Origin of the sequence: Paenibacillus sp. Soil522 (assembly GCF_001428245.1) — a bacterium.
Classification (GTDB): domain Bacteria; phylum Bacillota; class Bacilli; order Paenibacillales; family Paenibacillaceae; genus Pristimantibacillus.
On sequence record NZ_LMRV01000001.1, the window covers coordinates 17697 to 40380 of the forward strand.

Annotated in this window: 25 protein-coding genes and 1 other RNA gene; 16 read left to right on the forward strand and 10 right to left on the reverse strand. The window is 46.6% G+C overall.

All coding sequences use genetic code 11. The features are described 5' to 3' along the window. Nucleotides 1-103: 103 nt before the first annotated feature. Complete coding sequence (locus tag ASG81_RS00085) at nucleotides 104-337, reverse strand: hypothetical protein (RefSeq protein WP_056627292.1); 234 nt, start codon at nucleotides 335-337, stop codon at nucleotides 104-106. Nucleotides 338-478: 141 nt separating this feature from the next. On the opposite strand from ASG81_RS00085, the gene ASG81_RS00090 reads away from it, so the two are divergent. The 3 genes from ASG81_RS00090 to ASG81_RS00100 all read left to right on the forward strand — a co-directional run bounded on the left by ASG81_RS00090 (nucleotide 479) and on the right by ASG81_RS00100 (nucleotide 2375). Then, on the forward strand, nucleotides 479-1180 hold the full coding sequence (locus tag ASG81_RS00090; protein WP_200961392.1) for a class I SAM-dependent methyltransferase: 702 nt from the start codon (nucleotides 479-481) through the stop codon (nucleotides 1178-1180). Between the two features lie 79 nt (nucleotides 1181-1259). Next, nucleotides 1260-1457, forward strand: a complete 198-nt coding sequence (locus ASG81_RS00095; RefSeq protein ID WP_056627297.1) for a cold shock domain-containing protein — start codon at nucleotides 1260-1262, stop codon at nucleotides 1455-1457. Between the two features lie 198 nt (nucleotides 1458-1655). After that, on the forward strand, nucleotides 1656-2375 hold the full coding sequence (locus tag ASG81_RS00100; RefSeq protein WP_056627300.1) for a YebC/PmpR family DNA-binding transcriptional regulator: 720 nt from the start codon (nucleotides 1656-1658) through the stop codon (nucleotides 2373-2375). Between the two features lie 92 nt (nucleotides 2376-2467). Here ASG81_RS00100 and ASG81_RS00105 read toward each other — a convergent pair whose 3' ends face one another. After that, complete coding sequence (locus ASG81_RS00105) at nucleotides 2468-3655, reverse strand: MFS transporter (RefSeq protein WP_056627302.1); 1188 nt, start codon at nucleotides 3653-3655, stop codon at nucleotides 2468-2470. 133 nt (nucleotides 3656-3788) lie between these two features. On the opposite strand from ASG81_RS00105, the gene ASG81_RS00110 reads away from it, so the two are divergent. From ASG81_RS00110 to pfkA, 3 genes are all read left to right on the forward strand, one after another. Beyond that, the gene (locus ASG81_RS00110) at nucleotides 3789-4106 is read left to right on the forward strand and encodes a hypothetical protein (protein WP_056627305.1); all 318 of its coding nucleotides are present in this window, start codon (nucleotides 3789-3791) and stop codon (nucleotides 4104-4106) included. 78 nt (nucleotides 4107-4184) lie between these two features. Beyond that, nucleotides 4185-5213, forward strand: coding sequence for a tetraprenyl-beta-curcumene synthase family protein (locus ASG81_RS00115; RefSeq protein WP_155971086.1), 1029 nt, complete (start codon nucleotides 4185-4187; stop codon nucleotides 5211-5213). 31 nt (nucleotides 5214-5244) lie between these two features. Next, nucleotides 5245-6213, forward strand: coding sequence for a 6-phosphofructokinase (gene pfkA / locus ASG81_RS00120; RefSeq protein WP_056627311.1), 969 nt, complete (start codon nucleotides 5245-5247; stop codon nucleotides 6211-6213). Between the two features lie 80 nt (nucleotides 6214-6293). Here pfkA and ASG81_RS00125 read toward each other — a convergent pair whose 3' ends face one another. From ASG81_RS00125 to ASG81_RS00135, 3 genes are all read right to left on the reverse strand, one after another. Beyond that, nucleotides 6294-7490 (reverse strand): putative glycoside hydrolase, encoded by a 1197-nt coding sequence (locus ASG81_RS00125; protein ID WP_056627314.1) that lies wholly within the window; start codon nucleotides 7488-7490, stop codon nucleotides 6294-6296. Between the two features lie 242 nt (nucleotides 7491-7732). Next, on the reverse strand, nucleotides 7733-7927 hold the full coding sequence (locus ASG81_RS00130) for a hypothetical protein (RefSeq protein ID WP_056627316.1): 195 nt from the start codon (nucleotides 7925-7927) through the stop codon (nucleotides 7733-7735). A gap of 138 nt (nucleotides 7928-8065) precedes the next feature. After that, complete coding sequence (locus ASG81_RS00135; protein WP_056628254.1) at nucleotides 8066-8863, reverse strand: YitT family protein; 798 nt, start codon at nucleotides 8861-8863, stop codon at nucleotides 8066-8068. A gap of 194 nt (nucleotides 8864-9057) precedes the next feature. Here ASG81_RS00135 and ASG81_RS00140 point away from each other — a divergent pair, with 194 nt between their 5' ends. The 4 genes from ASG81_RS00140 (at nucleotide 9058) to ASG81_RS00150 (ending at nucleotide 12300) form a co-directional block, all read left to right on the forward strand. After that, complete coding sequence (locus tag ASG81_RS00140) at nucleotides 9058-10662, forward strand: DEAD/DEAH box helicase (protein ID WP_056627320.1); 1605 nt, start codon at nucleotides 9058-9060, stop codon at nucleotides 10660-10662. Nucleotides 10663-10790: 128 nt separating this feature from the next. Then, on the forward strand, nucleotides 10791-11567 hold the full coding sequence (locus ASG81_RS00145) for a YesL family protein (RefSeq protein ID WP_056627322.1): 777 nt from the start codon (nucleotides 10791-10793) through the stop codon (nucleotides 11565-11567). 47 nt (nucleotides 11568-11614) lie between these two features. Then, a non-coding RNA gene (ssrS, locus tag ASG81_RS29500) (6S RNA) lies at nucleotides 11615-11797 on the forward strand. A 113-nt stretch (nucleotides 11798-11910) separates the two neighbouring features. Next, nucleotides 11911-12300 (forward strand): DUF1499 domain-containing protein, encoded by a 390-nt coding sequence (locus tag ASG81_RS00150; RefSeq protein WP_081417032.1) that lies wholly within the window; start codon nucleotides 11911-11913, stop codon nucleotides 12298-12300. Nucleotides 12301-12380: 80 nt separating this feature from the next. Here ASG81_RS00150 and tpx read toward each other — a convergent pair whose 3' ends face one another. Beyond that, on the reverse strand, nucleotides 12381-12899 hold the full coding sequence (gene tpx / locus ASG81_RS00155; protein WP_056627328.1) for a thiol peroxidase: 519 nt from the start codon (nucleotides 12897-12899) through the stop codon (nucleotides 12381-12383). A gap of 102 nt (nucleotides 12900-13001) precedes the next feature. Between tpx and ASG81_RS00160 the strand changes: the two genes are divergently transcribed. Next, nucleotides 13002-13646 carry a rhomboid family intramembrane serine protease gene (locus tag ASG81_RS00160; protein WP_056627331.1) on the forward strand — a complete coding sequence of 215 codons (645 nt, stop codon included), beginning with the start codon at nucleotides 13002-13004 and terminating at the stop codon, nucleotides 13644-13646. 38 nt (nucleotides 13647-13684) lie between these two features. Next, complete coding sequence (locus ASG81_RS00165) at nucleotides 13685-14581, forward strand: LysR family transcriptional regulator (RefSeq protein WP_056627334.1); 897 nt, start codon at nucleotides 13685-13687, stop codon at nucleotides 14579-14581. An 86-nt stretch (nucleotides 14582-14667) separates the two neighbouring features. Here ASG81_RS00165 and ASG81_RS00170 read toward each other — a convergent pair whose 3' ends face one another. Beyond that, on the reverse strand, nucleotides 14668-15348 hold the full coding sequence (locus tag ASG81_RS00170) for a zinc metallopeptidase (protein WP_056627337.1): 681 nt from the start codon (nucleotides 15346-15348) through the stop codon (nucleotides 14668-14670). 36 nt (nucleotides 15349-15384) lie between these two features. Continuing rightward, nucleotides 15385-15810 (reverse strand): MerR family transcriptional regulator, encoded by a 426-nt coding sequence (locus tag ASG81_RS00175; RefSeq protein WP_235548688.1) that lies wholly within the window; start codon nucleotides 15808-15810, stop codon nucleotides 15385-15387. Between the two features lie 528 nt (nucleotides 15811-16338). On the opposite strand from ASG81_RS00175, the gene ASG81_RS00180 reads away from it, so the two are divergent. The 3 genes from ASG81_RS00180 to ASG81_RS00190 are packed head-to-tail and all read left to right on the forward strand — an operon-like array spanning nucleotide 16339 to nucleotide 19557. After that, entirely contained in the window at nucleotides 16339-17694 is a 1356-nt protein-coding gene (locus ASG81_RS00180; protein WP_056627339.1) for an ammonium transporter, read from the forward strand. A 48-nt stretch (nucleotides 17695-17742) separates the two neighbouring features. Beyond that, nucleotides 17743-18810, forward strand: a complete 1068-nt coding sequence (locus ASG81_RS00185) for a DUF294 nucleotidyltransferase-like domain-containing protein (protein WP_056627342.1) — start codon at nucleotides 17743-17745, stop codon at nucleotides 18808-18810. Between the two features lie 12 nt (nucleotides 18811-18822). Further along, nucleotides 18823-19557, forward strand: a complete 735-nt coding sequence (locus tag ASG81_RS00190; protein ID WP_056627346.1) for a 3'-5' exonuclease — start codon at nucleotides 18823-18825, stop codon at nucleotides 19555-19557. Here the strand turns inward: ASG81_RS00190 and ASG81_RS00195 are convergent. Then, nucleotides 19543-20010, reverse strand: coding sequence for a Mov34/MPN/PAD-1 family protein (locus ASG81_RS00195; protein WP_056627350.1), 468 nt, complete (start codon nucleotides 20008-20010; stop codon nucleotides 19543-19545). The genes ASG81_RS00190 and ASG81_RS00195 overlap by 15 nt on opposite strands. A gap of 320 nt (nucleotides 20011-20330) precedes the next feature. On the opposite strand from ASG81_RS00195, the gene ASG81_RS00200 reads away from it, so the two are divergent. Beyond that, nucleotides 20331-20870 (forward strand): TlpA family protein disulfide reductase, encoded by a 540-nt coding sequence (locus ASG81_RS00200; RefSeq protein WP_056627353.1) that lies wholly within the window; start codon nucleotides 20331-20333, stop codon nucleotides 20868-20870. A gap of 58 nt (nucleotides 20871-20928) precedes the next feature. Here ASG81_RS00200 and cimA read toward each other — a convergent pair whose 3' ends face one another. Continuing rightward, nucleotides 20929-22545 carry a citramalate synthase gene (cimA, locus tag ASG81_RS00205; protein ID WP_056627356.1) on the reverse strand — a complete coding sequence of 539 codons (1617 nt, stop codon included), beginning with the start codon at nucleotides 22543-22545 and terminating at the stop codon, nucleotides 20929-20931. Nucleotides 22546-22684 lie beyond the last annotated feature (139 nt).

Consider the following 22684-nt stretch of genomic DNA (forward strand, 5'->3'; position numbering starts at 1 on the left):
TGGCTGGACTGGCAGCATCATCATTTTACCTATGCAATGCGGCGTAACGTTATGTTCGCCGCAAAGGGTAAATTTTCCTGCCTCATGGAAAGAACCGTAAGGATTATACTTCCTTCAAAGCGCGCATAATCGATTCTAATTCTTCTTCGCGGCCTGCAAAGTCGGAAGCGCGAAACCGGTTTTGCGCCCAATGCAGCATTTCTGGACGGCTTATGAACGTATGGGTGTCTTCTCCCCATTGATCGGAGATTTCCCGAACGATGAGCGTTTTGCCTTGTACTTCTACAGTCAGCATATTGTATTTGTCGGTCTTATAAATTTCGTGTTTTTTGAACATGTGTACTTTCCACCTTTGTAGTAGTTAATTATGGTATTATTATCATCATAGCCATTATGAAGGCTGTAATCAATACGGCAGCGCAATAAGCAAGCTCAATAGAGACGAGATTTGATGAGACGAGAAGAGGAGAGAGCACGAATGGGTAAGCAGGGTTACGAGCAAATTGGTGTCGCTATGACATGCAGAAGCTACGAGGAATATATTAGAATGTTCGATTTGCAGCAATCGGATTTGGAGAATGGTACGGTGCTTGATGTAGCGGCAGGCGGCTCTTCTTTTACAGCAGAGGCAAACGCTAGAGGGTATTCGGCATATGCTGTAGATCCAAGGTACGGAGCGGGGATTGAAGCGTGGATCAAAGAGGCCGAGCAGGAGATCGATACATCGACTGCTAAGCTTGCAAAAATAAAAGAAAATTTTGACTGGAGCTTTTATGGCTCGCTTGATAACCATCGCGCAGGCCGGGAAGCGTCCATAGAGCGATTTGCTGCCCATGTACAAGGCAGCTCCGAAACGGATCACTATGTATATGGCATGCTGCCTGAGCTTCCATTCACGGATGATCAATTTTCACTTGTGCTTTGCAGTCATTTTATGTTTTTGTACGCGAATCAATTCGGACCTGATTTTCATATAGAGGCTATTTTAGAGCTAATGCGCATCTGTAAGCCCGGCGGTCAAATACGCATTTATCCGCTTATCTCATTAAATTGGGAGCCGTATCCCGAGCTCGAGCAGCTGCTTGAGACGATATCGGCGAATGGAGGCAGGACAGAATTGTTTCCTTCAAGGCTTCCTTTTATTCCTGGATCGAGTCAATATTTGAAAATTTTACTTTAATTGCTTTTTCTTTTTTGGATCGATATAATAATTTTACTCGCCATCTCAAAAGGGCGGTTATATTTAGGAGGTTGTTCAATTGAAAGGAACAGTTAAATGGTTTAATGCGGAGAAAGGCTACGGCTTCATCCAAACAGAGGGTGGAGAAGACGTCTTCGTGCATTTCTCAGCGATTCAAGGCGAAGGTTTCAAATCTTTAGATGAAGGGCAAGCGGTCGAATTCGACATTACTGAGGGTAACCGCGGTGCTCAAGCGGCCAACGTCACTAAACTATAGGAACAATGTGCGAATGAACGATTGAAAAGGGCTCCCTGGCGACAGGGGGCCCTTTTTTAAAGTAATGCAATGATTTATAAATATGGAAGAGCTGATTTTTGCTTCCAGCTGAAGCGCGCGCGCGCTCGCTTTCATTGACCAAGTCGTGTCTGCGGTGATAAACTGTTGCTTGGAAACTTTGTCAGGGGAGCGAGCATAATGAAATTCAAATTGTTCAAAGACCGTAAAGGTAAGGCCGATCAGGCTAAAAATAACAAGTTCGTTAAGCTCGGACGTGAAATTTACGTTCAAGCGCGCAGAGGTGGACCGAATCCGGATTCTAATTTCGGTCTGAAGACGGCGATTGCCAATGCAAGAGCAGAGCAAATGCCGAACGATAATATCGAACGGGCGATTAAGAAGGCTGCTGGCGCTGGAGATGGCGTTGAATACGAGGAAATCATGTATGAAGGCTATGGGCCAGGCGGCGTAGCCATTATGGTTAAATGCTTGACCGACAATCGGAACCGGACGGCTGCCGACGTCCGCTCCGCGTTTAACAAGCGCGGCGGAAACATGGGCGAGAGCGGCTGCGTAGGCTATATGTTTGATCATAAAGGACTGCTTGTTGTGGATCGTGAAGTTCATGAGACCGACGAGGATTCGATGATGATGATTTCACTTGAAGCCGGTGCGGAGGATGTTGTCGTTAATGATGACAGCTTTGAAATTTTGACGCATCCGCATGAGTTTGAGCAGGTGAAAAACGCGCTTGAGAAGGATGGCTTTTCCTTCGTAAATGCCGGTGTAAGGTGGCTGCCTCAAAATATGGTCAAGGTAGAAGGCGAGAATGCGGACAAGCTGCTTAAGATGATGGATGCTTTTGAAGATAATGACGATGTGCAGGACGTATATTCTAATTTTGAAATTGCCGAGTAGGCTGTACCTCCAGTCATAGAAACAGGGCTGCTACCTAAGCGTGTGATATACACGCTTCACGGAGCAGCCCTGTTTGCTATTGTTAAGGCCTATTAACGGTCTAACCGGCTGATATAGTAACGGGTAAAAAAGGCCGCTGCGGCAACGAGCGCAAAGCCGGCACCCATTTGGAAGAAAACTTCACGTCCAAAATGCTCATAAATATAGCCGCCGAACATCCCGCTGATCACACCCGCAAGCCCCGTCCAGACGACGGCATAAACGGCTTGTCCGGAAGCGCGGTACTCGTCAGGTATGAGTTGCGACAAGTAGCGCAGCGCGGTAGAGAAATAAATGCCGAACGAGATGCTGTGCATCGCTTGCGTTGCGATGACCCAGCGCGGATCTTGAATATCGCTGAGCAGCCAAAGGCGCACCGCGTACATGATGGATGCGATCATGAGCAGCGGGAGCTCTTTAAATTTGTGGCCGTATTTGCCGAGCAGATACAAAATCGGAATCTCGCTCAAGGCGGACACGAGCCATGCAAGCCCGACGAGCGAATCACTGGCGCCCATTTGACGCATAGAGACGGCAAGAAAGCCTTCGTACATCCGGTGTGGAATGGATATCGTCAATATGATTAAAAAGAATAACAGTACATCGCGCTGGCGGAGAAGCTTAAAAAATCCGGTGAAGTCGATTTTGCGGGCGGTTCCCTGATAATCCTTGATTCTAGTTGTTAGAATGAGCGTGATTGCAATCGTGCAAAGGGCAAGCGGGAGCGTCCAATGTGAGCCGATCCCCTTTAGAATGAGACCGAACGTATACGCCGTTACAGCAAAGCCAAGCGATCCGAAAATACGAATAAGCGCATAGGGCGTTCCGGTATACTGACTGGACAATAGAAGCAAGCTGTCGCTTAACGGATTTATCGGTGTCTGAAAAAAATAAAAGCCCATCATGACAAGGCATACAAGCGCAAAATTTTCAATGGGGAAAAGCAGCGATATCATGACGAGTTGACCGAACAGCAGAAGCATAAGCAGCTTTTTGATCGTTCGGTATTTGTCGCTAGCCATGCCTAAAATGATGTTGGCGAAGATTGATATGAATGGTCCGGTCGAATAAATAATGCCGATTTGCTGCTCTGAAAAGCCTCTATCCAAAAAATATAGCGGTATAAAGGAGACGACCATCGCCGCCGTAGAATAAGCGGAGAAGCTGTATATACGCAGCGAAAAAGTCTCCTTGCGCGCTGTCTTAGAGGGCACTACTCGGGCTATCTCTGATGTATCCATCGTAGAATGCACACTCCATTCCTGTCTTAAACAATATGAATATTAGTATAACATGATTTGGTATTCGTACCAATGAGATTTGAAGCTGGATTATTATGAGTCGAAATGGTACATTTAGATGTGGAGGTTTACAATGGGAGCTTATCGTTTTGACTGGAATGAACGGCTTCGGATCCGTATTCCCGTGATGGAAATGGAATGGGAGCAGTATGAACCAAATAAGCAGCTTGCGATCGTTGAGCAGTGGGAGCTTATACGAGGGACGATTCCTGACCGAATTATTGAATTTGAACAGCTCATTAACTTAAAGCAAGCTCAGCTGTTTGATGAAGACAGCTTTGAGCAATCCTGTTTACTAAACTACGAAATTGCCGATTATGCAAGTAGGATTAATGATCTGCACATTTGGTATCGTATTGACCAGCAATTAGAATCACGCCGACATTCATGAACATGAATTTGAGGAGGGTGCATCGTGAGATTGACGACTTTAACAGGCAATCGGGTGCCCCAGAGCCCGTTAAAGCTCATGCATCGTGTATATAAATATGTTCTACCCGAAGTGGAACGGGAGCTAGGCACGCATCGTCTCATCGCGGAGAGGATACCCGATGCTGAGCTGCGAACGCAGGCTCTTAACAGCATGGACAGCAAGAAGTTTCATTGCCAAGGTGGCGGTGTATACGCAGCTGCAAATTTAGAGCGCAGACATGTGCTTATTCCGCTAATTGTCGCTCTGCAAACTATTAGCGACTACTTGGACAATCTATGCGACCGCAGCACTTCTCTGGATTCGGATGATTTTCGATTACTGCATCAATCGATGCTCGATGCCATCAATCCCGAAGCCCGGCTTCAGGATTATTACGCTTTGCGTAACGAGAAGGACGATGGCGGTTACTTGCATCATCTCGTTCGGACGTGTCAAATACATATTGCGCAGTTGCCTTCCTATAGAAACGTGCAGCAGCATGTGACCGAGCTGGTCGGCCTATATGGTGATTTGCAAGTGTACAAGCACATTCGCAAAGAGTTGCGCGAGGAGCATTTGCTCGCATGGTGGGAGCTGCACCGCAGCAGCTATCCGAATCTGCACTGGAATGAATTTGCTGCGGCTACAGGCTCGACGCTAGGCATGTTTATGCTGTTTCTGGCAGCTAGCGAGGACCGTCTATCCGAACAGGACGCGGCCGCGATCAAAAATATTTACTTTCCGCATGTATGCGGCCTCCATATTTTGCTCGATTATTTAATCGATCAGGCAGAGGATTATGCAGGCGGAGATCTGAATTTTTGCAATTATTATGATACTGAAAGTCTGCTTGTTGAGCGCCTTGGAACCATCGTGAACCGGGCGCGTGAGGATGTGAAGCAGCTTCCTGCTTCCCGTTTTCATCGTTTGATCATTGAAGGGCTGCTAGCCTTATATTTGTCAGACCCGAAGGTCCGCCGCCAGGCGGATGTCAGAGATGTTTCGAGGAGGCTAATGAAGAACAGTCCGCTAACGCGTCTGTTTTTCCTTATAAACAGCATCTGGATTCGGAAACAACAGGCCTAACTATAAAAAAGACAATGTGGAGGAATGGACCATGTCTGCAGTCAAATCAATCGCAGTACTGACAAGCGGAGGAGATTCGCAAGGAATGAACGCAGCTGTTAGAGCTGTTGTAAGGAGCGCATTATTTCACGGTTTAGATGTTTACGGTGTTCAACGCGGCTATCAAGGACTTATTAACGATGATTTGCGCCAAATGGATTTGCGAAGCGTAGGCGACATTATCCAACGCGGCGGGACGATTTTGCAAACAGCGCGTTGTAAGGAGTTTATGACAGCGGAAGGGCAGCAGCGCGGAGCGGAAGTCCTTCGCTCTAGAGGTATTGACGGCTTGGTCGTTATTGGCGGCGACGGCTCTTACCAAGGTGCGAACAAGCTGAGCAAGCTGGGCATTAAGACGATGGGTCTCCCGGGTACAATTGACAACGATATCCCGTTTACTGATATCACGATCGGCTTTGATACCGCGGTTAGCATTGTAGTTGATGCGATTAACAAAATCCGCGATACGATGTCTTCGCATGAACGTTCGTCAATCGTGGAGGTTATGGGACGTCATTGCGGCGATATCGCGCTTTATGCCGGTCTTGCGAGCGGTGCGGAGACGATTCTCGTACCTGAGGTATCGTTCGAGCTTACTGAGGTTGCTGATCGTATGAAGACGAATTTTGCCAAAGGTAAGCGTCATAGTATTATCGTTGTCGCAGAAGGCGCAGGTAAGGGCGAGGAAGTCGCACGTCAAATAACGGCTAACAGCGGCATTGAGCCGCGCGTGACGGTGCTTGGCCACATTCAACGCGGCGGAACGCCAACGGCAATCGACCGCATTTTGGCAAGCCGGCTTGGAGATTTTGCAGTAAGACAGCTGATGGCTGGCGACTCAGGCAAAGCATGCGGCGTCATTCGCGGTGAGCTTGTAACGACGGATATCGATACCGTAGTAAACACGAAGAAGCCGTTTGACATGGGTATGTATGAGCTGGCCCTTCGTTTGTCCCAATAATAGAACCATTTCCGCTCTAAAAAAATCCACCGGCGCTGCGATAGCGATGGTGGATTTTTTTATTACAAAGGCCGTTACGGTTACTTATACACAACGCCAGGGGAGTATTTATTGCCCGCATTCCAGAGCAGGTACTCTTGAATGCCAGTGTCATGAAGCGCTTTAATTTGTGCTTCGACCTCGGCTTTGCCATACTTCATATAATGACCAGTACCTAACCAGCTTGCTGTGAAATCTTGAATCCATGGCCGAATGATCGGCTTAAGATCCAAGGTTGGATCAAGCTTTTTATGTGTGTCGAGCATAGCTCCTTTTATGATCTCATAAGGGCTTCGGTCCGGATCCTTCTGCTTAAACCAGCCTGTGCTGTAGTGACTTGGATAAACCATAGGTGAAATAACATGAACATCATTCGATATTTTCACGAAATCCTGGCCGATCCCTTCGGCTGCAGGCACAGATGCAGCGTATCCGAATATGTCGACCGAAACGCGCACGCCAAGCGGCTCAAGCTGCTCGCGGGCGTATTTAACGAAGCCGGCGACCGCATCGACGCGGCTTTGTTCCGTTTTGTTATAGCTAAGATTGGCTGCTTTTTTCTCAAAGCCTTCGGGAAAACGCACATAGTCGAATTGGATCTCCATAAAGCCAAGCTTTGCCGCTTCCTTCGCGACGGCGATGTTATAATCCCAAACCTCCTTGCGGTAAGGATTCACGAAGCTGTCGCCGCGGCCGTTTTTCCAAATCGTGCCGTCCTGATGGCGGAACGAGAGCTCGGGCTGCTTGCGGGCCAGCACCGTATCCTTGAATACGACGATTCTTGCAATCGGATAAATATCGTGCTGTTTAAGGGTTAGCATAAGTCCATTAATGTCGCTGATATATTTCATTGAAGCGCCAATCTTTTGCAGCTCGGGTGTCGTCGTTGGATATGTAATGTACCCGTCGTCATCTTTAATATCGATAACCATGCTGTTCAGCTCAGAACTGTCAACAAGCTTTAATAAGGATTCCATACGCGCACCGCCGGCGCTGTGAGCCGTTACATAAATACCTTTGATCGGCGGGGTATCCGGCTGCGGATCTTTCTTGACATTTGCTGCTTCGGAGGCTCCTCCATTTTTGGTCCCGTTTATGGACAGTTCTGGTTGTATGATCGTTTGACCGGCTGCGGTGTTTAGGTAGACAACAGCTAGCTGCTTCGTTGCGGCACTCTGTTCTCCGCTTCCGGTGAGCAAGTTGTACAGCAGCAGTAAGCTTGAAATGATGATGTCCATTTTGCTCTCCCCTCGTTAACTATTCAGTTCAAATTATAAAGCAGTTGACAGGTCTCGGTCATCAACTTTTTTGAACGTATAAGAAAGTATATGTTGTATTTTTGCGTGCAAGCTCATTTTTTCTTTGTGAAAATAAGAAAATTGATTTGCGGATAATGGCAGCTGTTTTGGCTGAAAAATAAACAAAAAGCCAGTCGAGTTTGACTCGACTGGCGTCTAGCGAATTCATATGTCCCGCATTGTCATTGCAACAAAGCTTCTCTCTGCTGATTACAAATACTATGCTGCACAATTTCCATTGCGTCCGCGGGCTCGAGTAGCGCGAGACCGTCACGCAGCACAATGCTGATGTCCAATTCACGTTCAGTAAGAAAAGGACTAAGCTCTGGAGCAAGCTTCTCTACAATTTGAGACAATTTGACCGTTTCCATATCCATTGAGCATCACCCTTTCATATCGAATGTTTAGGGGAAATCATATGGCAAGAAACCAAAGCTACGGGATACAAACATTATAACAGGATCATTTTCAAAAACATAGGGATACTCTGTAAAATCCATATTTGCGTATATAGTTTAGTCTTTTGGCTTAGAAAAGTCGCCGATGACGCCCACCGTCTCCACGATGTTAATGAATGCATGAGGGTCAATGGAGGTGATCGTTTTGCTTAGCTCGGCTAATTCATATTTCGTTCTTACAGTCATCAGCATATCTCGATCTGCCTGGGAATATGCACCGCGTGTTTTAATTATCGTAATGCCGCGCGGGTGCGAGAGCAGCTTCGCAAGCAGCTCCTCGGTTTTGGTCGTGATGATGAAAGCTGTTAATTTAATATGCCTTACATGGATAAGATCTACTACTTTGCCGGCGGAAAAAATGGACAAGAGCGAGTAAAGAGCCGAATCCCAGTTTTGGGTAAACATAACAAGCAAAGCAATGACGGCGCCATTTAATATAAAAATAATCATTCCCACCGGCAAATCGCGTTTTCGGGTAACGATGGACGCAATAATATCGAAGCCGCCTGACGAACCTCCGTAACGCAAGGTTAAGCCGCTGCCAAAGCCGACTAAAATACCTCCGAACACAGAGCCGAGTACGATATCTTCGGCAATTTGGGTGACCGGGATGATCTGAAGGAACAAAGTAGACAATATTACAGTGTATATGCTCCACATAATAAATCGATGGCCAACTGCGAACCATCCCCATAACAAGACAGGCAAATTAAGGATGAAATAAAGCAAGCCGATATTGCCGCCGGTTATATAGCCAATCACCATGGAAATACCAGATATTCCGCCGCTTAACAGCTGGTGTGGTATGAGAAATAAATTGAAGCCTAAAGCGATGAGGAGGGAACCTGCAGTCATAATCGGTATCGTTATTAGGTAACGCAGGGAGTGTGGATTCAATACATTCGCCCCAATGCAACTGATATGTGTTTTACTTATTTTGTAACGCTTAGTATGGCTTTAATCGGTTTACTGGTATTCACGATTGAATGTGTGCTATAATGATTTGGATTTCTTAAGTAGGCTGAAGATAAAAGGAGTATGAGAAAAGTTTGAAAACATTTGCAGAATTTGGCTTAGAACCGAAAGTGTTGCAAGCTATTACCGAACTTGGATTTGAGGAATCTACCCCGATTCAAGACAAAGCGATCCCTATAGCTATGGCAGGTACAGATCTTATTGGCCAAGCACAAACGGGTACAGGAAAGACAGCGGCATTCGGAATTCCGCTCATTAACAAAATTCCGACAAGCGAGGAACGCATTGTCGCATTAATAATGACGCCAACCCGTGAACTCGCTATTCAAGTGGCTGAGGAGATCGGGAAGTTAACTCGATACAAGGGTCTTCGCTCGCTGCCGATTTACGGTGGGCAAGAAATTGGACGTCAAATCCGTGCATTGAAGAAGAAGCCTCAAATTATTATTGGAACACCAGGACGTTTGCTTGACCACATCAACCGTAAGACGATTCGTCTCGATGATGTACAAACGGTTGTTTTGGACGAAGCGGATGAAATGCTTGACATGGGTTTCATGGATGATATCCAATCGATCTTGAAGCAAGTGCCTGAAGAGCGTCACACGATGCTGTTCTCCGCAACGATGCCGGTTAATATTCAGAAGCTTGCGCAGCAATTTCTGAAGAACCCTGAGCATGTTTCGGTCATTCCGAAGCAAATCACGGCACCATCTATTGAGCAATCATACATCGAGGTGCACGAGCGCCAGAAGTTTGAAGCGCTTAGCCGCTTGCTCGATATGGAGTCCCCGGAGCTTGCTATCATCTTCGGCCGTACAAAACGCCGGGTTGATGAGCTAAGCGAAGCGCTTCAGAAGCGTGGTTACACGGCTGATGGCTTGCACGGAGATTTGTCTCAAAACCAACGGGATAGCGTAATGCGCAAATTCCGTGACGGCAGCATCGATGTGTTGGTAGCAACAGACGTTGCTGCACGCGGTCTCGATGTTTCCGGCGTAACGCATGTTATCAACTTTGACCTTCCGCAAGATCCTGAGAGCTACGTACACCGTATCGGTCGTACAGGCCGCGCAGGTAAAGAAGGTACTGCTTGGTCGTTCGTAACGCCTCGTGAAACCGATCACCTTCATTTCATCGAGAAAATTACCCGTCAGAAGATGAACCGCAAGCCGCTTCCAAGCATCGCTGAGGCTATCGAAGGTAAGCAACGCTTAACGGCTGAACGTCTTCTTGAAGTTGTACAGAACGAAGAGTTCACGGAATATAAAGCGATTTCCATTCAATTGCTTGAGCAATATGATTCCGTTCACTTGCTCTCCGCAGCAATCAAATTGCTGACAGGTGAGAAGAAAAACGTAGAAATCGAATTGACGCCGGAAGATCCGCTTCGCGCGAAAAAACGTAAACCGGACATTCGTTCGAATGGACGTCCATTTAACCGCAGCGGCTCATCCTCATCATACGGCGGCAACCGCAGCGGCGGCGGCGGATATCGCGGTCGCGATGACAGACGCAGCAGCGGCGGTACTGGCGGTACTGGCGGTACTGGCGGCAGCTCGCGCGGCGGCTACGAGACACGCGGTAACAGCGGCGGCTACGGCGGCAAGAGAAGCAGCGAAGGACGCACTGAAAACCGTCGTCCGAAAAGCTCAACCGATGGTTACGTAAACAACTAATTAATCTTTACCCATATATTTTCCAAAAAAACCGAGAAAGTCCGTGACCCTAACGGGCATCCGGACTTCTCGGTTCTTTTTTTTGTTATTGTCCGTAGGATTAATCTTACATTCTGGAGGCAGATCAGATGGAACCAAGAGGGTTAATGGGTGGATTTTACCGAATTTCCGAATGGATTATGCGGTTATCGGTTATCAATATATTATGGTTAGTCTGCTCAATTCCTTTCGTTTTCTTTGCGTGGGGACTGCTTTTCTCACAGGATGAAAGTCAGGTATATTCCGCGTTAATTGCTATGGCTGTCATTGCTCCTTTTACCTTGTTTCCAGCCACTGCGGCAATGTTTGCAGTTGCTCGCAAATGGGTAATGGGTGAGAGCGATGTTGCGCTGTTCAAAACTTTTTTTCGTGCCTACAAGGAAAATTATAAGCAAAGTATGCTTGGCGGTATTATTTATACGATTCTGCTGGCGATTATGATTGTTGATTTTATCGTATACCGTGATCAATTGAATTTGTTGTCATACATCTTCATTGCTTTTCTTGTTTTGTTAATCGTCTCGTTATTTAATTTTTTCTCCATGCTTGTCCATTATCATATGAAAACGTTTCAATTGCTGAAAAACGCTGTCCTCATTACGATCGGCAAACCTTTCCGTTCGCTGTCGACTGCAATAATGAGCGGAGCTGTCATCTATTTCAGCACGCGGTTTACGTTTCTTATTCCATTCTTTATGGGCAGTATCATCGCTTACTTGGCATTCTGGAATTTCAATTTGATTTACCAGAAGCTGCAGGATCAAGCGGAGAAAGCGCGTTTAGCGGAGGAAGAAGAGGCAGAGAAGGCTGCGGAACTTGACCGTATCGATTTGGTTAAGGATGATTCGAACGACTCCAGTAAATAACAACCGATCAAAGTTTACTTTTTCTTATGTTCGGTCTATAATAGCAATACCTCCTGCGATGCTCGTTACGGCTTTACGCTGTTTTGAACCAATGGCTGTTTCACGGGAGACCAATATCGAAACGTAGCTGACATGCCCCCGAAACGGGATCTCAAAAGCGGTTCTGCGGTCACCCACCTGCGTAAGCGGGTTCAGAAACATGTGAGTCGGACGGCATAGGCGGGTTCTCATTTTCAAATGAAGAGCATTTGCTGGTTAAATCCGGTGATAGCTCTTTTTTCATTGGACAAATCATGGTATCATATAGAGTAATGTACATAGATGCCGGAGGGGGAGATCGTTGTTGTTGAAGCGGACCTTAATCGGGCTTCTGCGCAGTCATGAACAGACTGGCGACAGAGCCAAGGATCCAATGCTCAAATCTCATTTCTACAAGCTGCCGAAAGATAAGACTTGGGATGAAGTGATATCGACTCTTAAGAAAATGCAAGGCTATAAGGTGCTGCACGAGGTGCAATCCGTTGGTGAGATTGTGCTAGAGAAGCGCACGGCATTTGGAAGAACGATGGACATTACCGTTTCCGTCATTAGTGTAAACCCGCTGCAATCGGCTGTCGATATTTATTCAGCGTCCCGCGGATCGTTAGGGGATCTTGGTTCTAATTACAGAGTCATCCTGGATTTATACCGTACACTCGATAAGAAGCTTGCCGCATTTAAAATTAACAGTTAATACATAAACAAAGCGAGGAAGGATATCCTTCACTCGCTTTGTTTGCAATATTTGAAAAAATAAGCTCTATAGGATACTGATTATACGAGCGCTTTGACAGCGTTGATCGCTTGCTCATAGTTCGGGTGCTCAGTCATTTCAGTCAAGTATTCAACATACTGAATCGTGTCATTAGCATCGATGACGAAGATCGAGCGTTGATCAAGACCAAGCTCTTTAATGTATGCGCCGTATGATTCGCCGAAGCTATGTGCTTTGTAGTCAGAGAGTAAAACGACTTTGTCGATGCCTGCCGCACCGCACCAGCGAGCTTGTGCGAAAGGAAGGTCAACGCTGACCGTGAGGACAACAACATTATCTCCTAGTGAGCCTGCAACTTCATTAAAACGGCGAGTTTGCGCATCGCAAACGCCTGTATCGATGGAAGGCACAACGCTGATTAATTTGATTTTACCGGAATAGTCCTTAAGAGAAACATTTTCTACGAGCGATTTGTTAAGGATGAAATCAGGAGCCTTGTCTCCTGTCTTCAGTTCTGGTCCAACTAATGTGATCGGATTGCCCTTGAAAGTGGCGACTCCATTACGTTCTTGTGTCATTTGAAAAAATTCCTCCTCTAAATTGAATGGTTAATACCAGATTTATTATAATCGTTATGAAACGGCCTTGTCCAATTGTTGGAGAGGAAAGGTGATGAATTAATGATCTTCTTGCGATATGAAAGCTTTCGCTCTTATTTAAAGCTTTATCCGGTTACGGCTGCTGTGATAGCTCTAAATATGATTTATTTTATCGTAATTGTCATTAACGGTAATCCGAATGAAGGGCTGCATGCGATTCGGTATGGCGCCTTTATTACCAATCCGAAGCTTGATCCGTATGGCATGCTGGAGCCGTGGCGTTATGTAACTTCGATTTTCATGCATTCAGGGATTGAGCATTTGCTTTACAATATGTTTGCCTTGCTAATATTCGCACCGCCGCTTGAACGTCTTCTAAATAGCGTCAAATATGCTTTGTTTTATTTACTTTGCGGCATAGCGGGTAATGGAATGAGTGCATGGACCAACGTTCTCGAAGGAGGCTTCGACACTCACGTGGGTGTGGGAGCTTCGGGAGCGATTTACGGTGTTTACGGTGCGTTTCTATACATTTCCTTGTTCAAGAAGTCGAGGTTGGATGAGGGCTCGCGCAAGACGGTTTATACGATTTTAATTTTTGGGGTTATTTATTCCTTCCTTGTGCCGAGCGTTGACCTGTGGGCCCATGTTGGAGGCGCTCTGGCTGGCTTCCTTCTTTACTATGTATTCGACCGCTTGAATACGCATAGAAATAAAGTGCTTTGAATGAAAACTTTGTATATATGGGAGAGAAACGAACAGGTATGGAACTTCGTCAGCTTTATTATTTTGTAAAGGTAGCAAAAAAAGAACATGTCACTCAAGCGGCAGAAGAGCTGCATGTGGCGCAATCGGCAGTCAGCCGGCAAATTCACCAGCTGGAAGAAGAGCTTGGCGTAAAGCTGTTTGTTCAAAAGGGAAGAAACCTGCAGCTGACGCCTGTCGGCCAGCTTTTTCTGAAGCGTGCTGAAGTCATCTTGGCTGATTTAGAGAGGGCTGTCATTGAAATACATGAATTTCTGGATCCTGAAAAGGGTGAAATCAGACTCGGCTTTCCGCATAGCTTAGGGATTTCATTAATTCCTCAGGTCGTTGCTGCCTTCCGAAAGCTGCATCCGAATGTGAAATTTCGATTTAAGCAGGGGATGTATCCGTCGCTTATACGCGACATGATCAAAGGCGATATAGATTTGGCATTCATCTCTCCTTTTCCCGATGAGCATGAATTTGTGTGCGGCGAAGTGCTGCTCACTGAAGAGCTATATGCCATATTGCCGCCTGGCCATCGTTTATCCGACAAGGAATCGATTGAGCTGAAGGAGCTGGAGGATGAGACATTCGTTTTGTTTAGCGAAGGCTACTCGTTAAGACCGATCGTCTGGGAAGCCTGCCAGGAGGCGGGGTTTACACCGAAGATCGGCTTTGAGGGTGAAGAGACGGATACGATACGCGGATTAGTGGCTGCAGGAATGGGTGTAAGCTTACTGCCGGAAATGGCGCTGCACTACACGGGTCCGCTGCATCCTACAAAGATGCGTGTAACCGGGCCTCAAGTGACACGAACAATCGGGCTTATACGACGTTCAAATGAGAAGCTGCCGCTTGTTGCGAAAGTATTTCACGGCTTTTTGCTCCGTTATTTTCAAGAGGGAAATAAGTAGCCGGGCAAGATAAATAAAAGAGGAGCTGTTCCTAATGGTCTACAAAGACCATTTGAAACAGCTCCTTTTTTTTGTATCAAGTTTTGTTATTCTTGGCGGCTGCCGCCTACAAAAATTAATATATATCTTATAAGCTCCAGCAAGGAAAGGAGGGCTGCCGCTACATAAGTTAATGCTGCTGCATTAAGCACCTTTGCAACGCCCCGTTCCTCATCGTTCGTAATGAAGCCTTCTGCAATCATAATGTCTCTTGCGCGGTTGCTGGCGTTAAACTCAACCGGCAGGGTGATGATCTGGAACGCTACCGCAACCGAGAAGAAGATAATGCCAAGCCCGATCAAATTCAGTGCCGAGAAAAGGATGCCGGCGATGAATAGGAATGGGGCAACGCCAGAGGCGAAATTAACGACCGGAAAGATGCGGTGGCGCAATACGAGCATAGGGTAATGCTCTGCATGCTGGATTGCGTGTCCGACCTCATGACAGGCGACGGAAACCGCTGAAATTGTATTTTCGTAATAAACGGGCTCCGATAGACGTACAACGCGGTGAATAGGGTCATAGTGATCAGTGAGTACGCCTCGTACAGGCTCGATAGGCACATTGTGTAAACCGTTGGAATCAAGCATTCGCCGTGCTGCCTGGTAGCCGGTTAAACCGCTGTTAGCTTGAACGCGAGTCCATTTCTTAAAGGTTCCCTTAACACGGAATTGTGCCCAAATCGTTAATATAAAAGCGAGCACAATTAGGATGTAAATAAACGTCATCGAGTCATTCCTCCATTATAGTGATGAAATATACCGCTACATGAGGGAGCTTTTGTTGATGAGCAGCATCAGTGCCTCGATACAGGCTGCTGTCTGCGGCATCAGACGCGTGTAGAGATGATTGGCCTGACGGGGCTTGAGCTTCTTGATGACGGGCTCCAGCTCCTTCACTTCACGCTCCAGCTGGCTTAGATGATGCTGCAGGTCGGTTAGCTTTCGCGAGACTTGCTCCTCAGGTGTGATTTTGCTCCAGCTTTCAATTGTTGCTTTTATTTCATCTAAAGTATATTTATCCTTTTTCATCTGTTCAATACGCTCTAGACGCTGCAAGGTTTCATCGGAGTAGAGGCGATAGTTTTTGGCAGAACGCTCTGCAGGTTTAATTAGACCGATTGAGGTGTAATAATCAATTGTTCGCGGGCTGATTTGCGCCAGCTTGGAAAGTTCTCCGATCCGGTACATATTTATATCCTCCATTCGTTCAATAATAAGAAAGTGAAATACCGTCATACCCTATATTTCATTCTGTAAAGCAGTTCTGTGTAACCATAGATTAAACGTGAGTTAACTACTATACTCTTAATGATAATAGGAAAGTAACTGTACAGTCAAACTTGTTATTTGACCATGCCTCTAGATCTTTCCATTCTTATAAATATGAGAAAGTTTTATTTTATTCCTTCTATATAATGTTAAGTTTATTTTTAATTTTAATACAGACAAGCAGTCGTTCGAGGGAACTATCATGAATTCCACAAGTAGGAGTCAATGCCTAAAAAAAGTGAAAATGCGAAGAATAAGTGGGAAAGATGGGGGGTTTTGGGGTTGATTTGTTTAAAAACTTAACGTTCGTGTCATATTTCGTGCCGAATGTTTGATTTTTTTTATAAATTTCGATAAAACGTATTGTCAAACTGAGCACTACTGACTATAATGACATTAAGTCTTTCCTCTCATGTAAGGAAACATAACACTTAGGGAGTGGTCGTATTGATTAAGAAAACGATGTTGGCTTTGGGAATCTTTACCTTATTGTTTCCAGTAATGGCGTTTGCAGAGGATCCTTCCGCCGCAACGTTGAACATGGGTCTAAACTCGCTCTGGGTTATGCTCTCGTTCATTCTAGTTCTACTCATGCAAGGCGGATTCATTCTTCTTGAAACAGGCTCTACTCGCATGAAAAACGCTGGCCACGTTGCAGGGAAAACGATTTTCACAACGGGCTTGGCTGCACTTATTTATTGGGCAATCGGATACGGTATCTCATTCGGCGGCGATAGCGGAGTAAATGCATTGTTCGGCTGGGGCAACTTCTTCTTCGATCCAGCAGTAGCTGCGGGAGAAGGCGAAAACTATCCAAGCACTGTATTCTTCTTGTTCCAACTGGCATTTGCAGCAGTATCGCTTTCCATCGCATGGGGCGGTTTCGCAGAAAGAGCGAAGCTTTCATCTTATATCGTATTTACACTTTTCTTCATCGCTATTATTTACCCGGTAGTTGCTCACTGGATCTGGGGCGGCGGCTGGCTCGCTGAAGATGGAGCGCAAGACTTTGCAGGTTCTACAGTCGTTCACTTAACGGGTGCGCTTGCAGCATTCGCAGCAACGGTTTTACTTAAACCGCGTATCGGTAAATTTAACAAAGACGGCTCTGCAAATGAAATTTTGGGTCATAACCAAGTGTTCACAGCACTTTCTGTATTGCTTCTATGGGTTGGCTGGTTCGGTTTCAACGCAGGCAGCACAGTAGCTATTGGCGACGGTTTCTTCGGTTATGTTGCGTTTAACACGATGCTCGGAGCAGGCGCAGGCGGCGTGGCAGCACTTCTAATTTCTTGGGCAGTTACAGGCAAGGCGGATATTACATCTATGCTTAACGGTACGCTTGCAGGTCTTGTTGCCATCACGGCATCTTGCGCTTACGTTGCTCCTTGGGCTGCGGTAGTCATTGGCCTTGTAGCTGGTGTGCTGGTATTCTACAGCGCGAAGTTCTTCGAGAAAATTAAAGTCGATGATCCAATCTACGCTTTGTCCGTTCACGGCGCAGCCGGTGTATGGGGTACGCTTGCTAACGGAATTTTCGCAACACAAGCGCTTGCTGAAAAAGTTAATGTTGGTCAAGGCGGTTTGATCGATACGGGCAGCTGGAAGCAGCTTTGGGTTCAATTCGAATCCGTTGTAGTTGTTGGAGCATTCGTACTCGCAGCCTCGTTCCTTATCCTTGGCATTATGAAACTAATCATGGGCTTCCGCGTTACGGAAGAGCAAGAAATTATCGGTCTTGACCTTAGCGAGCATGGCGCTTATGGTTATCCTGAGCAAATGAAAAAAACAGGAAACATTTAAGGATAATGGATTGATCATGATGGACTGACCGAAGGGAGAGGGCGTCGCATGAGTGATCCGGTGCGATTGCAGCTGCTTAAGCAGATTGGCTCAGCCGATCATGTAGAAGGGCTGCGTAGCTTGCGGGATCAGGTACACGAGCAGATGGAAGCTCTTCTCCCAACGCGTCCGGTCGAACAATTTAATGTACAACTTAATGAGGTGCACGATGCGGTTATTCAACGCTCAATTATCCTCGCAGAAGCGGAAATGGCACGGTTGGGGAAGGGTTCTCCCCCCGTGCCTTACGCGTATATATTGTTCGGTAGCGGCGGTCGGAAAGAGCAGACATTGTCAAGCGATCAAGACAGCGGAGTTGTCTATCAGGATCCAGTAACTGATTCAGCGGAAGTAAAAGTATATTTTAAAGAACTGTGCGATCTAATTGTTCTGAATCTTCGGAAGGTTGGCTATCCGCCTTGCGAGGGGGATGTGATGAGCAGTAATCCGGAATGGTGCTTGTCTTTATCGGAGTGGGGCAATAAGCTGAATCATTGGTTTGAGGAGCCGGCGTGGGAAGCTGTTAGATACTTGCTTATCATTGCGGATGGACGATGCGTTTATGGCGAGCATAGGCTGGTCGATGAGCTTAAGGATTTGTTTTTTACCGATATGCTGAACCATCAGATCATCCTGCAGCGCATGCTGGATAATACGCTGCGCCATAAAGTGCTGCTGGGCTTTTTTGGCCAATTATTAAAGGAGCAGTACGGCCGGGATTCTGGCAGCCTGGATATTAAATACGGCGCCTATATACCGATGGTTAATTCGATTAGGCTCTTATCCGTTCAGTCCGGTATCCGGGAAACTTCGACATTAGAGAGAATCAAAATGCTTGTGAAGGCCGGGAACATGTCCGAGTCGGACGCAGTTGTATATGCCCAAGCATTTCGTGTTTTTTTGCGGCTCCGATTGATGACTACCGAACAGAATGTAAATGATTTATATGCTAATAATGGTAAGCTGTCCAGCCGTAAGCTGACGAAGGAATTGACGGATGAATTAAAGAGTAGTCTGCGTCTAGGCAAGAAGCTGCAGCGAGCGGTATTCAAGCAAACAATGCGCAGGCTTACGTAAGGCGGTGGAGGAATGAAAGAACCAAAAGGCGTCGGTCGCATGTGGAACCTATACAAAATGGGAGGATTTACGCCTGCCATCGCATCTATGCTAGGCTCGCAAAATGCGCAGCAAATGGCGTTTATTCGAAATATCAATAAAGAGCAGCGTAAGCAATCCATGTTCGACATGCCTCTCCGGGAGCTTGAGGTTGTTGTATTTGACCTTGAGACAACGGGCTTCTACCCGACGAACGGCGACGAAATTATTTCGTTTGGCGCTGTTTTGTTGCGAGGCGGAGAGCTCGTGGAGAGTGAATCGTTCTACAGTCTTGTCAACCCGAAGCGAAAAATTCCGAAAGCGATCATCGAATTAACGGGTATTACGAATGAAATGGTGGAGGATGCGCCCGATTTAATGCAGGTGCTTCATGACTTTATGGAGTTTGTCGGCAGGCGCCTGCTTATTGCCCATGCTTCCGGTCATGATAAGCAGTTTCTAAATGCTGCGCTGTGGAGGACATCTAAAATAAATTTAAACCATAGAGTGCTGGATACGATGATGGTAGCGAAATGGCTGGAGCCGAACCTGGCAGGATACAGCCTTGATGAATTGCTCGAGAGCTGCTGTATTCCTATTACGGAACGGCATCATGCGCTGCAGGATTCAATCATGACGGCTAAGCTGTGGCAAAATTATTTGGCAAGGATTTTGGAGAGAAATATTACGACGCTAGGTGACCTATATGCTTATTTAAGTAAGCACTAGCTGTAACGGTACGAACGTTCCTTGTGAGCGGCGATAAGGCTGAACGTGAGGAGCTTCGCTGTTTTGCAGTGATATAATCCAATAGGTAAGCTCGGATGCAGGGAGAAACCCTTCAGAGTCGCTAGAAGACGGTACGGCCTCTGTGCGTGGATGAGAGTGAAATAAGCCGACAAGCGTTTGTCGGTTTTTTTGCATTTCATAATAAGCGGTTGTCCACTCTGCCGGATCGAAGGAGAATGAATGCGTTGGATCGATATGCGTATTTGTAATGGAGATGATCGTATCAATGACGTGATAGTCTGTTGCTCCGGATAATTGAGCAGTGGGGGCTAAGGCAGCATGACTGCTTGCAACGATTCCGCAAGCTTCTCGAGGCTTAGCCTTCGCACAAATTTGTATGAGCTTCTCATAGGCTGATTTAGTAATATAACCCTTATTTTGCCCCGCTTTCATAGTAACGCCTCCCGATAAACGAGTTTAATTATAAAGCAGAATAGCTGTATTTATTAATAATAATTTATCCATTCGGTTCCAGCAAATATAGTATAACGGAATATGTTTCATTCCGCACCTCTGTTGCCCTAAATGGGGTAAAAGGTATGATTGTCGATATGCTTGCCGACAATAAGCTTACAACATGAGGTTGGCTGTCCAGTACAGGGATTCGTGACGTTTTTATGGCTAATTGGTCTCGTGGGTTGAGCTTCCATACGGTGCATGATACCATGGAGCCATACAGGTATGATGATATTTGGAGAGAAGGAAGGTACTTCATGAAACGCGTCATTGCGCTTTTTGCGATTGCATTTGTGTTTGCTGGCTTAGCTGTATTCCAATATAAAACGGATCGTCTTGACTCGGTTACGCTGGCTGCTCCTGCTGCAGATTTTAAGCCGAAAGCGGGATTTGCGGCAACGGCTTTCAAGCTTCCAGCGCTTGATGAGCAATCATATGAAGTGGGCGGCAAGAAGAACAAGCTGACTTTCGTCAACTTTTGGGCTTCCTGGTGCGGGCCTTGCGAGCTTGAAGCCCCCGACCTGCAGCGTTTGCATGAGCAATATGGAGACGTGATCCAGCTCTATGGCGTAAATGCGACGAAGTACGATAAAGAGCGTGCAGCCAGAGATTTTGTTAATGAGCATGAGTTTACGTTTCCGATATTAATGGATCGCGCGGGCGATGTGACGAAGCAATACAAAGTCGATACGTTTCCGACAACGTTCCTGATCGACAGCGAGGGCGTTATAAGAGAGAGAATCAACGGTGTCATCACTTATGCCGAATGGGAACGTTTAATTGAAAAGTGGATGTAAGAAGCTAAAATAAGGGCTGCCGGTGCGTCAACAATGACACACCGGCAGCCCTTATTATTTAATGATTCACAAGACCGATACGATCGAGCGGATCCACATTTGCGCTATCTACCTTTACCATACCCAGCAAGGCGTAACGTATGCTGTCCACAAGGGCCTCCCAGCTTGCTTCGATAACGTTGTTAGAGACGCCGACTGTACTCCACGTATTGTCCAGTCCAGTCGACTCGATAAGCACACGAACCTTAGCCGCTGTAGCGTCCTTCTCGTCGATGACGCGGACTTTATAATCGGAGAGATGGATGCTTTCAATATCCGGATAAAACTGCACCAGCGCCTTGCGCAGGGCGTTATCCAGGGCGTTAACAGGCCCGTTGCCTTCAGCTGCCGTATAAACCTGCTGACCGCCAACGTTGATTTTTACAATGGCTTCGGATATCATTTGGCCGTTCGTTTTTTCAACGAGCATTTTAAACGATTCAACCTTGAAAACTTCCTTAGCCTCGCCCCCGAATGCTTCGCGAAGAAGAAGCTCCAAGGAAGCGTCGGCGCCCTCAAATTGGTAGCCTTGATGCTCCAAATCCTTGATCTGATCCATGATGAGCTTAGTCTTCTCGTTATTCGTATTAACGTCAAGGCCGAGTTCTTGCGCCTTAGAAATAATGTTGCTTTGTCCGGCAAGCTCCGAGACGAGAATACGCTGCTTATTTCCTACGAGCTCCGGCTGAATATGCTCATAGGTTTTCGAATCCTTCATAATTGCAGAGACGTGAATTCCGCCTTTGTGGGCGAATGCGGCATTGCCCACAAAAGCTTGACCGACTGGCATGTGTACGTTTGCGATTTCGCTGATGTACCGGGCTGTTCCTGTTAGCATGCGCAGCTTCTCCTCCGGCAGCACATCGTAGTTCATCTTGATTTGGAGGTTTGGTATGATGGAGCACAGGTTAGCGTTACCACAGCGTTCACCGTAGCCGTTAATTGTACCTTGCACCTGACGCGCGCCGGCTTCAACGGCGGCAAGCGAATTCGCAACGGCCAGCTCGCAATCGTTATGCGTATGAATGCCGATTGGCGTCGATAATTCCTGCCGGACTCGCGTTAGGATTTCATGGATTTCATTCGGGAGCGTGCCGCCGTTCGTATCGCATAGAACGAGCCAATTTGCGCCAGCCTCCTGTGCTTTCTTCAACACCGAGATGGCATATTCCGGATTGTTCTTGTAGCCGTCGAAAAAATGCTCCGCATCAAACAACGCTTCCATGCCGTTATGCTTCAGAAAAGCGACCGAATCATAAATCATCGCGAGGTTTTCCTCTAGCGTCGTCTGCAGCGCTGTATGTACATGGAAATCCCATGACTTACCTACGAGTGTAGCGGCGGGAACGCCGGATTCAGCGATACGCACAAGGCTTGCATCCTGCTCAGCTAAACTGTTTTTTCGGCGGGTGCTGCCGAATGCGGTCATTTTGGCATTAAGTTTGAATGCTTTGATTCTTTGGAAAAATTCAATATCTTTGCTGTTGCTTCCCGGATTGCCGCCTTCGATATAATGAACGCCCAATGTGTCGAGCTTCTGGGCGATTTTTAATTTATCATCCGCGGACAGGCTGATCCCTTCGCCTTGTGTACCGTCACGCAGCGTCGTATCAAAGATTGAAATGTTTGTTGTCATTAACGGGACGCCTCCTTCACTCATAGCCTTTACAAATCATAATGTACTATTATAACACTTGTTGCTGTGAAAGTAGAGGGGGGCTTGTAATTTTTGTCCCTTTGTCTGGAACGCGTTGACTGGGCCCTAATGGAATTGT

Bases quoted from the DNA above. Each gene is read 5' to 3' on its own strand.
- ASG81_RS00085 (WP_056627292.1), bottom strand. From the start codon at position 337: ATGTTCAAAAAACACGAAATTTATAAGACCGACAAATACAATATGCTG.
- ASG81_RS00090 (WP_200961392.1), top strand. From the start codon at position 479: ATGGGTAAGCAGGGTTACGAGCAAATTGGTGTCGCTATGACATGCAGA.
- ASG81_RS00100 (WP_056627300.1), top strand. From the start codon at position 1,656: ATGAAATTCAAATTGTTCAAAGACCGTAAAGGTAAGGCCGATCAGGCT.
- ASG81_RS00105 (WP_056627302.1), bottom strand. From the start codon at position 3,655: ATGGATACATCAGAGATAGCCCGAGTAGTGCCCTCTAAGACAGCGCGC.
- ASG81_RS00110 (WP_056627305.1), top strand. From the start codon at position 3,789: ATGGGAGCTTATCGTTTTGACTGGAATGAACGGCTTCGGATCCGTATT.
- ASG81_RS00115 (WP_155971086.1), top strand. From the start codon at position 4,185: ATGCATCGTGTATATAAATATGTTCTACCCGAAGTGGAACGGGAGCTA.
- pfkA (WP_056627311.1), top strand. From the start codon at position 5,245: ATGTCTGCAGTCAAATCAATCGCAGTACTGACAAGCGGAGGAGATTCG.
- ASG81_RS00125 (WP_056627314.1), bottom strand. From the start codon at position 7,490: ATGGACATCATCATTTCAAGCTTACTGCTGCTGTACAACTTGCTCACC.
- ASG81_RS00130 (WP_056627316.1), bottom strand. From the start codon at position 7,927: ATGGATATGGAAACGGTCAAATTGTCTCAAATTGTAGAGAAGCTTGCT.
- ASG81_RS00135 (WP_056628254.1), bottom strand. From the start codon at position 8,863: ATGACTGCAGGTTCCCTCCTCATCGCTTTAGGCTTCAATTTATTTCTC.
- ASG81_RS00145 (WP_056627322.1), top strand. From the start codon at position 10,791: ATGGAACCAAGAGGGTTAATGGGTGGATTTTACCGAATTTCCGAATGG.
- tpx (WP_056627328.1), bottom strand. From the start codon at position 12,899: ATGACACAAGAACGTAATGGAGTCGCCACTTTCAAGGGCAATCCGATC.
- ASG81_RS00160 (WP_056627331.1), top strand. From the start codon at position 13,002: ATGATCTTCTTGCGATATGAAAGCTTTCGCTCTTATTTAAAGCTTTAT.
- ASG81_RS00165 (WP_056627334.1), top strand. From the start codon at position 13,685: ATGGAACTTCGTCAGCTTTATTATTTTGTAAAGGTAGCAAAAAAAGAA.
- ASG81_RS00170 (WP_056627337.1), bottom strand. From the start codon at position 15,348: ATGACGTTTATTTACATCCTAATTGTGCTCGCTTTTATATTAACGATT.
- ASG81_RS00175 (WP_235548688.1), bottom strand. From the start codon at position 15,810: ATGTACCGGATCGGAGAACTTTCCAAGCTGGCGCAAATCAGCCCGCGA.
- ASG81_RS00185 (WP_056627342.1), top strand. From the start codon at position 17,743: ATGAGTGATCCGGTGCGATTGCAGCTGCTTAAGCAGATTGGCTCAGCC.
- ASG81_RS00190 (WP_056627346.1), top strand. From the start codon at position 18,823: ATGAAAGAACCAAAAGGCGTCGGTCGCATGTGGAACCTATACAAAATG.
- ASG81_RS00195 (WP_056627350.1), bottom strand. From the start codon at position 20,010: ATGAAAGCGGGGCAAAATAAGGGTTATATTACTAAATCAGCCTATGAG.
- ASG81_RS00200 (WP_056627353.1), top strand. From the start codon at position 20,331: ATGAAACGCGTCATTGCGCTTTTTGCGATTGCATTTGTGTTTGCTGGC.
- cimA (WP_056627356.1), bottom strand. From the start codon at position 22,545: ATGACAACAAACATTTCAATCTTTGATACGACGCTGCGTGACGGTACA.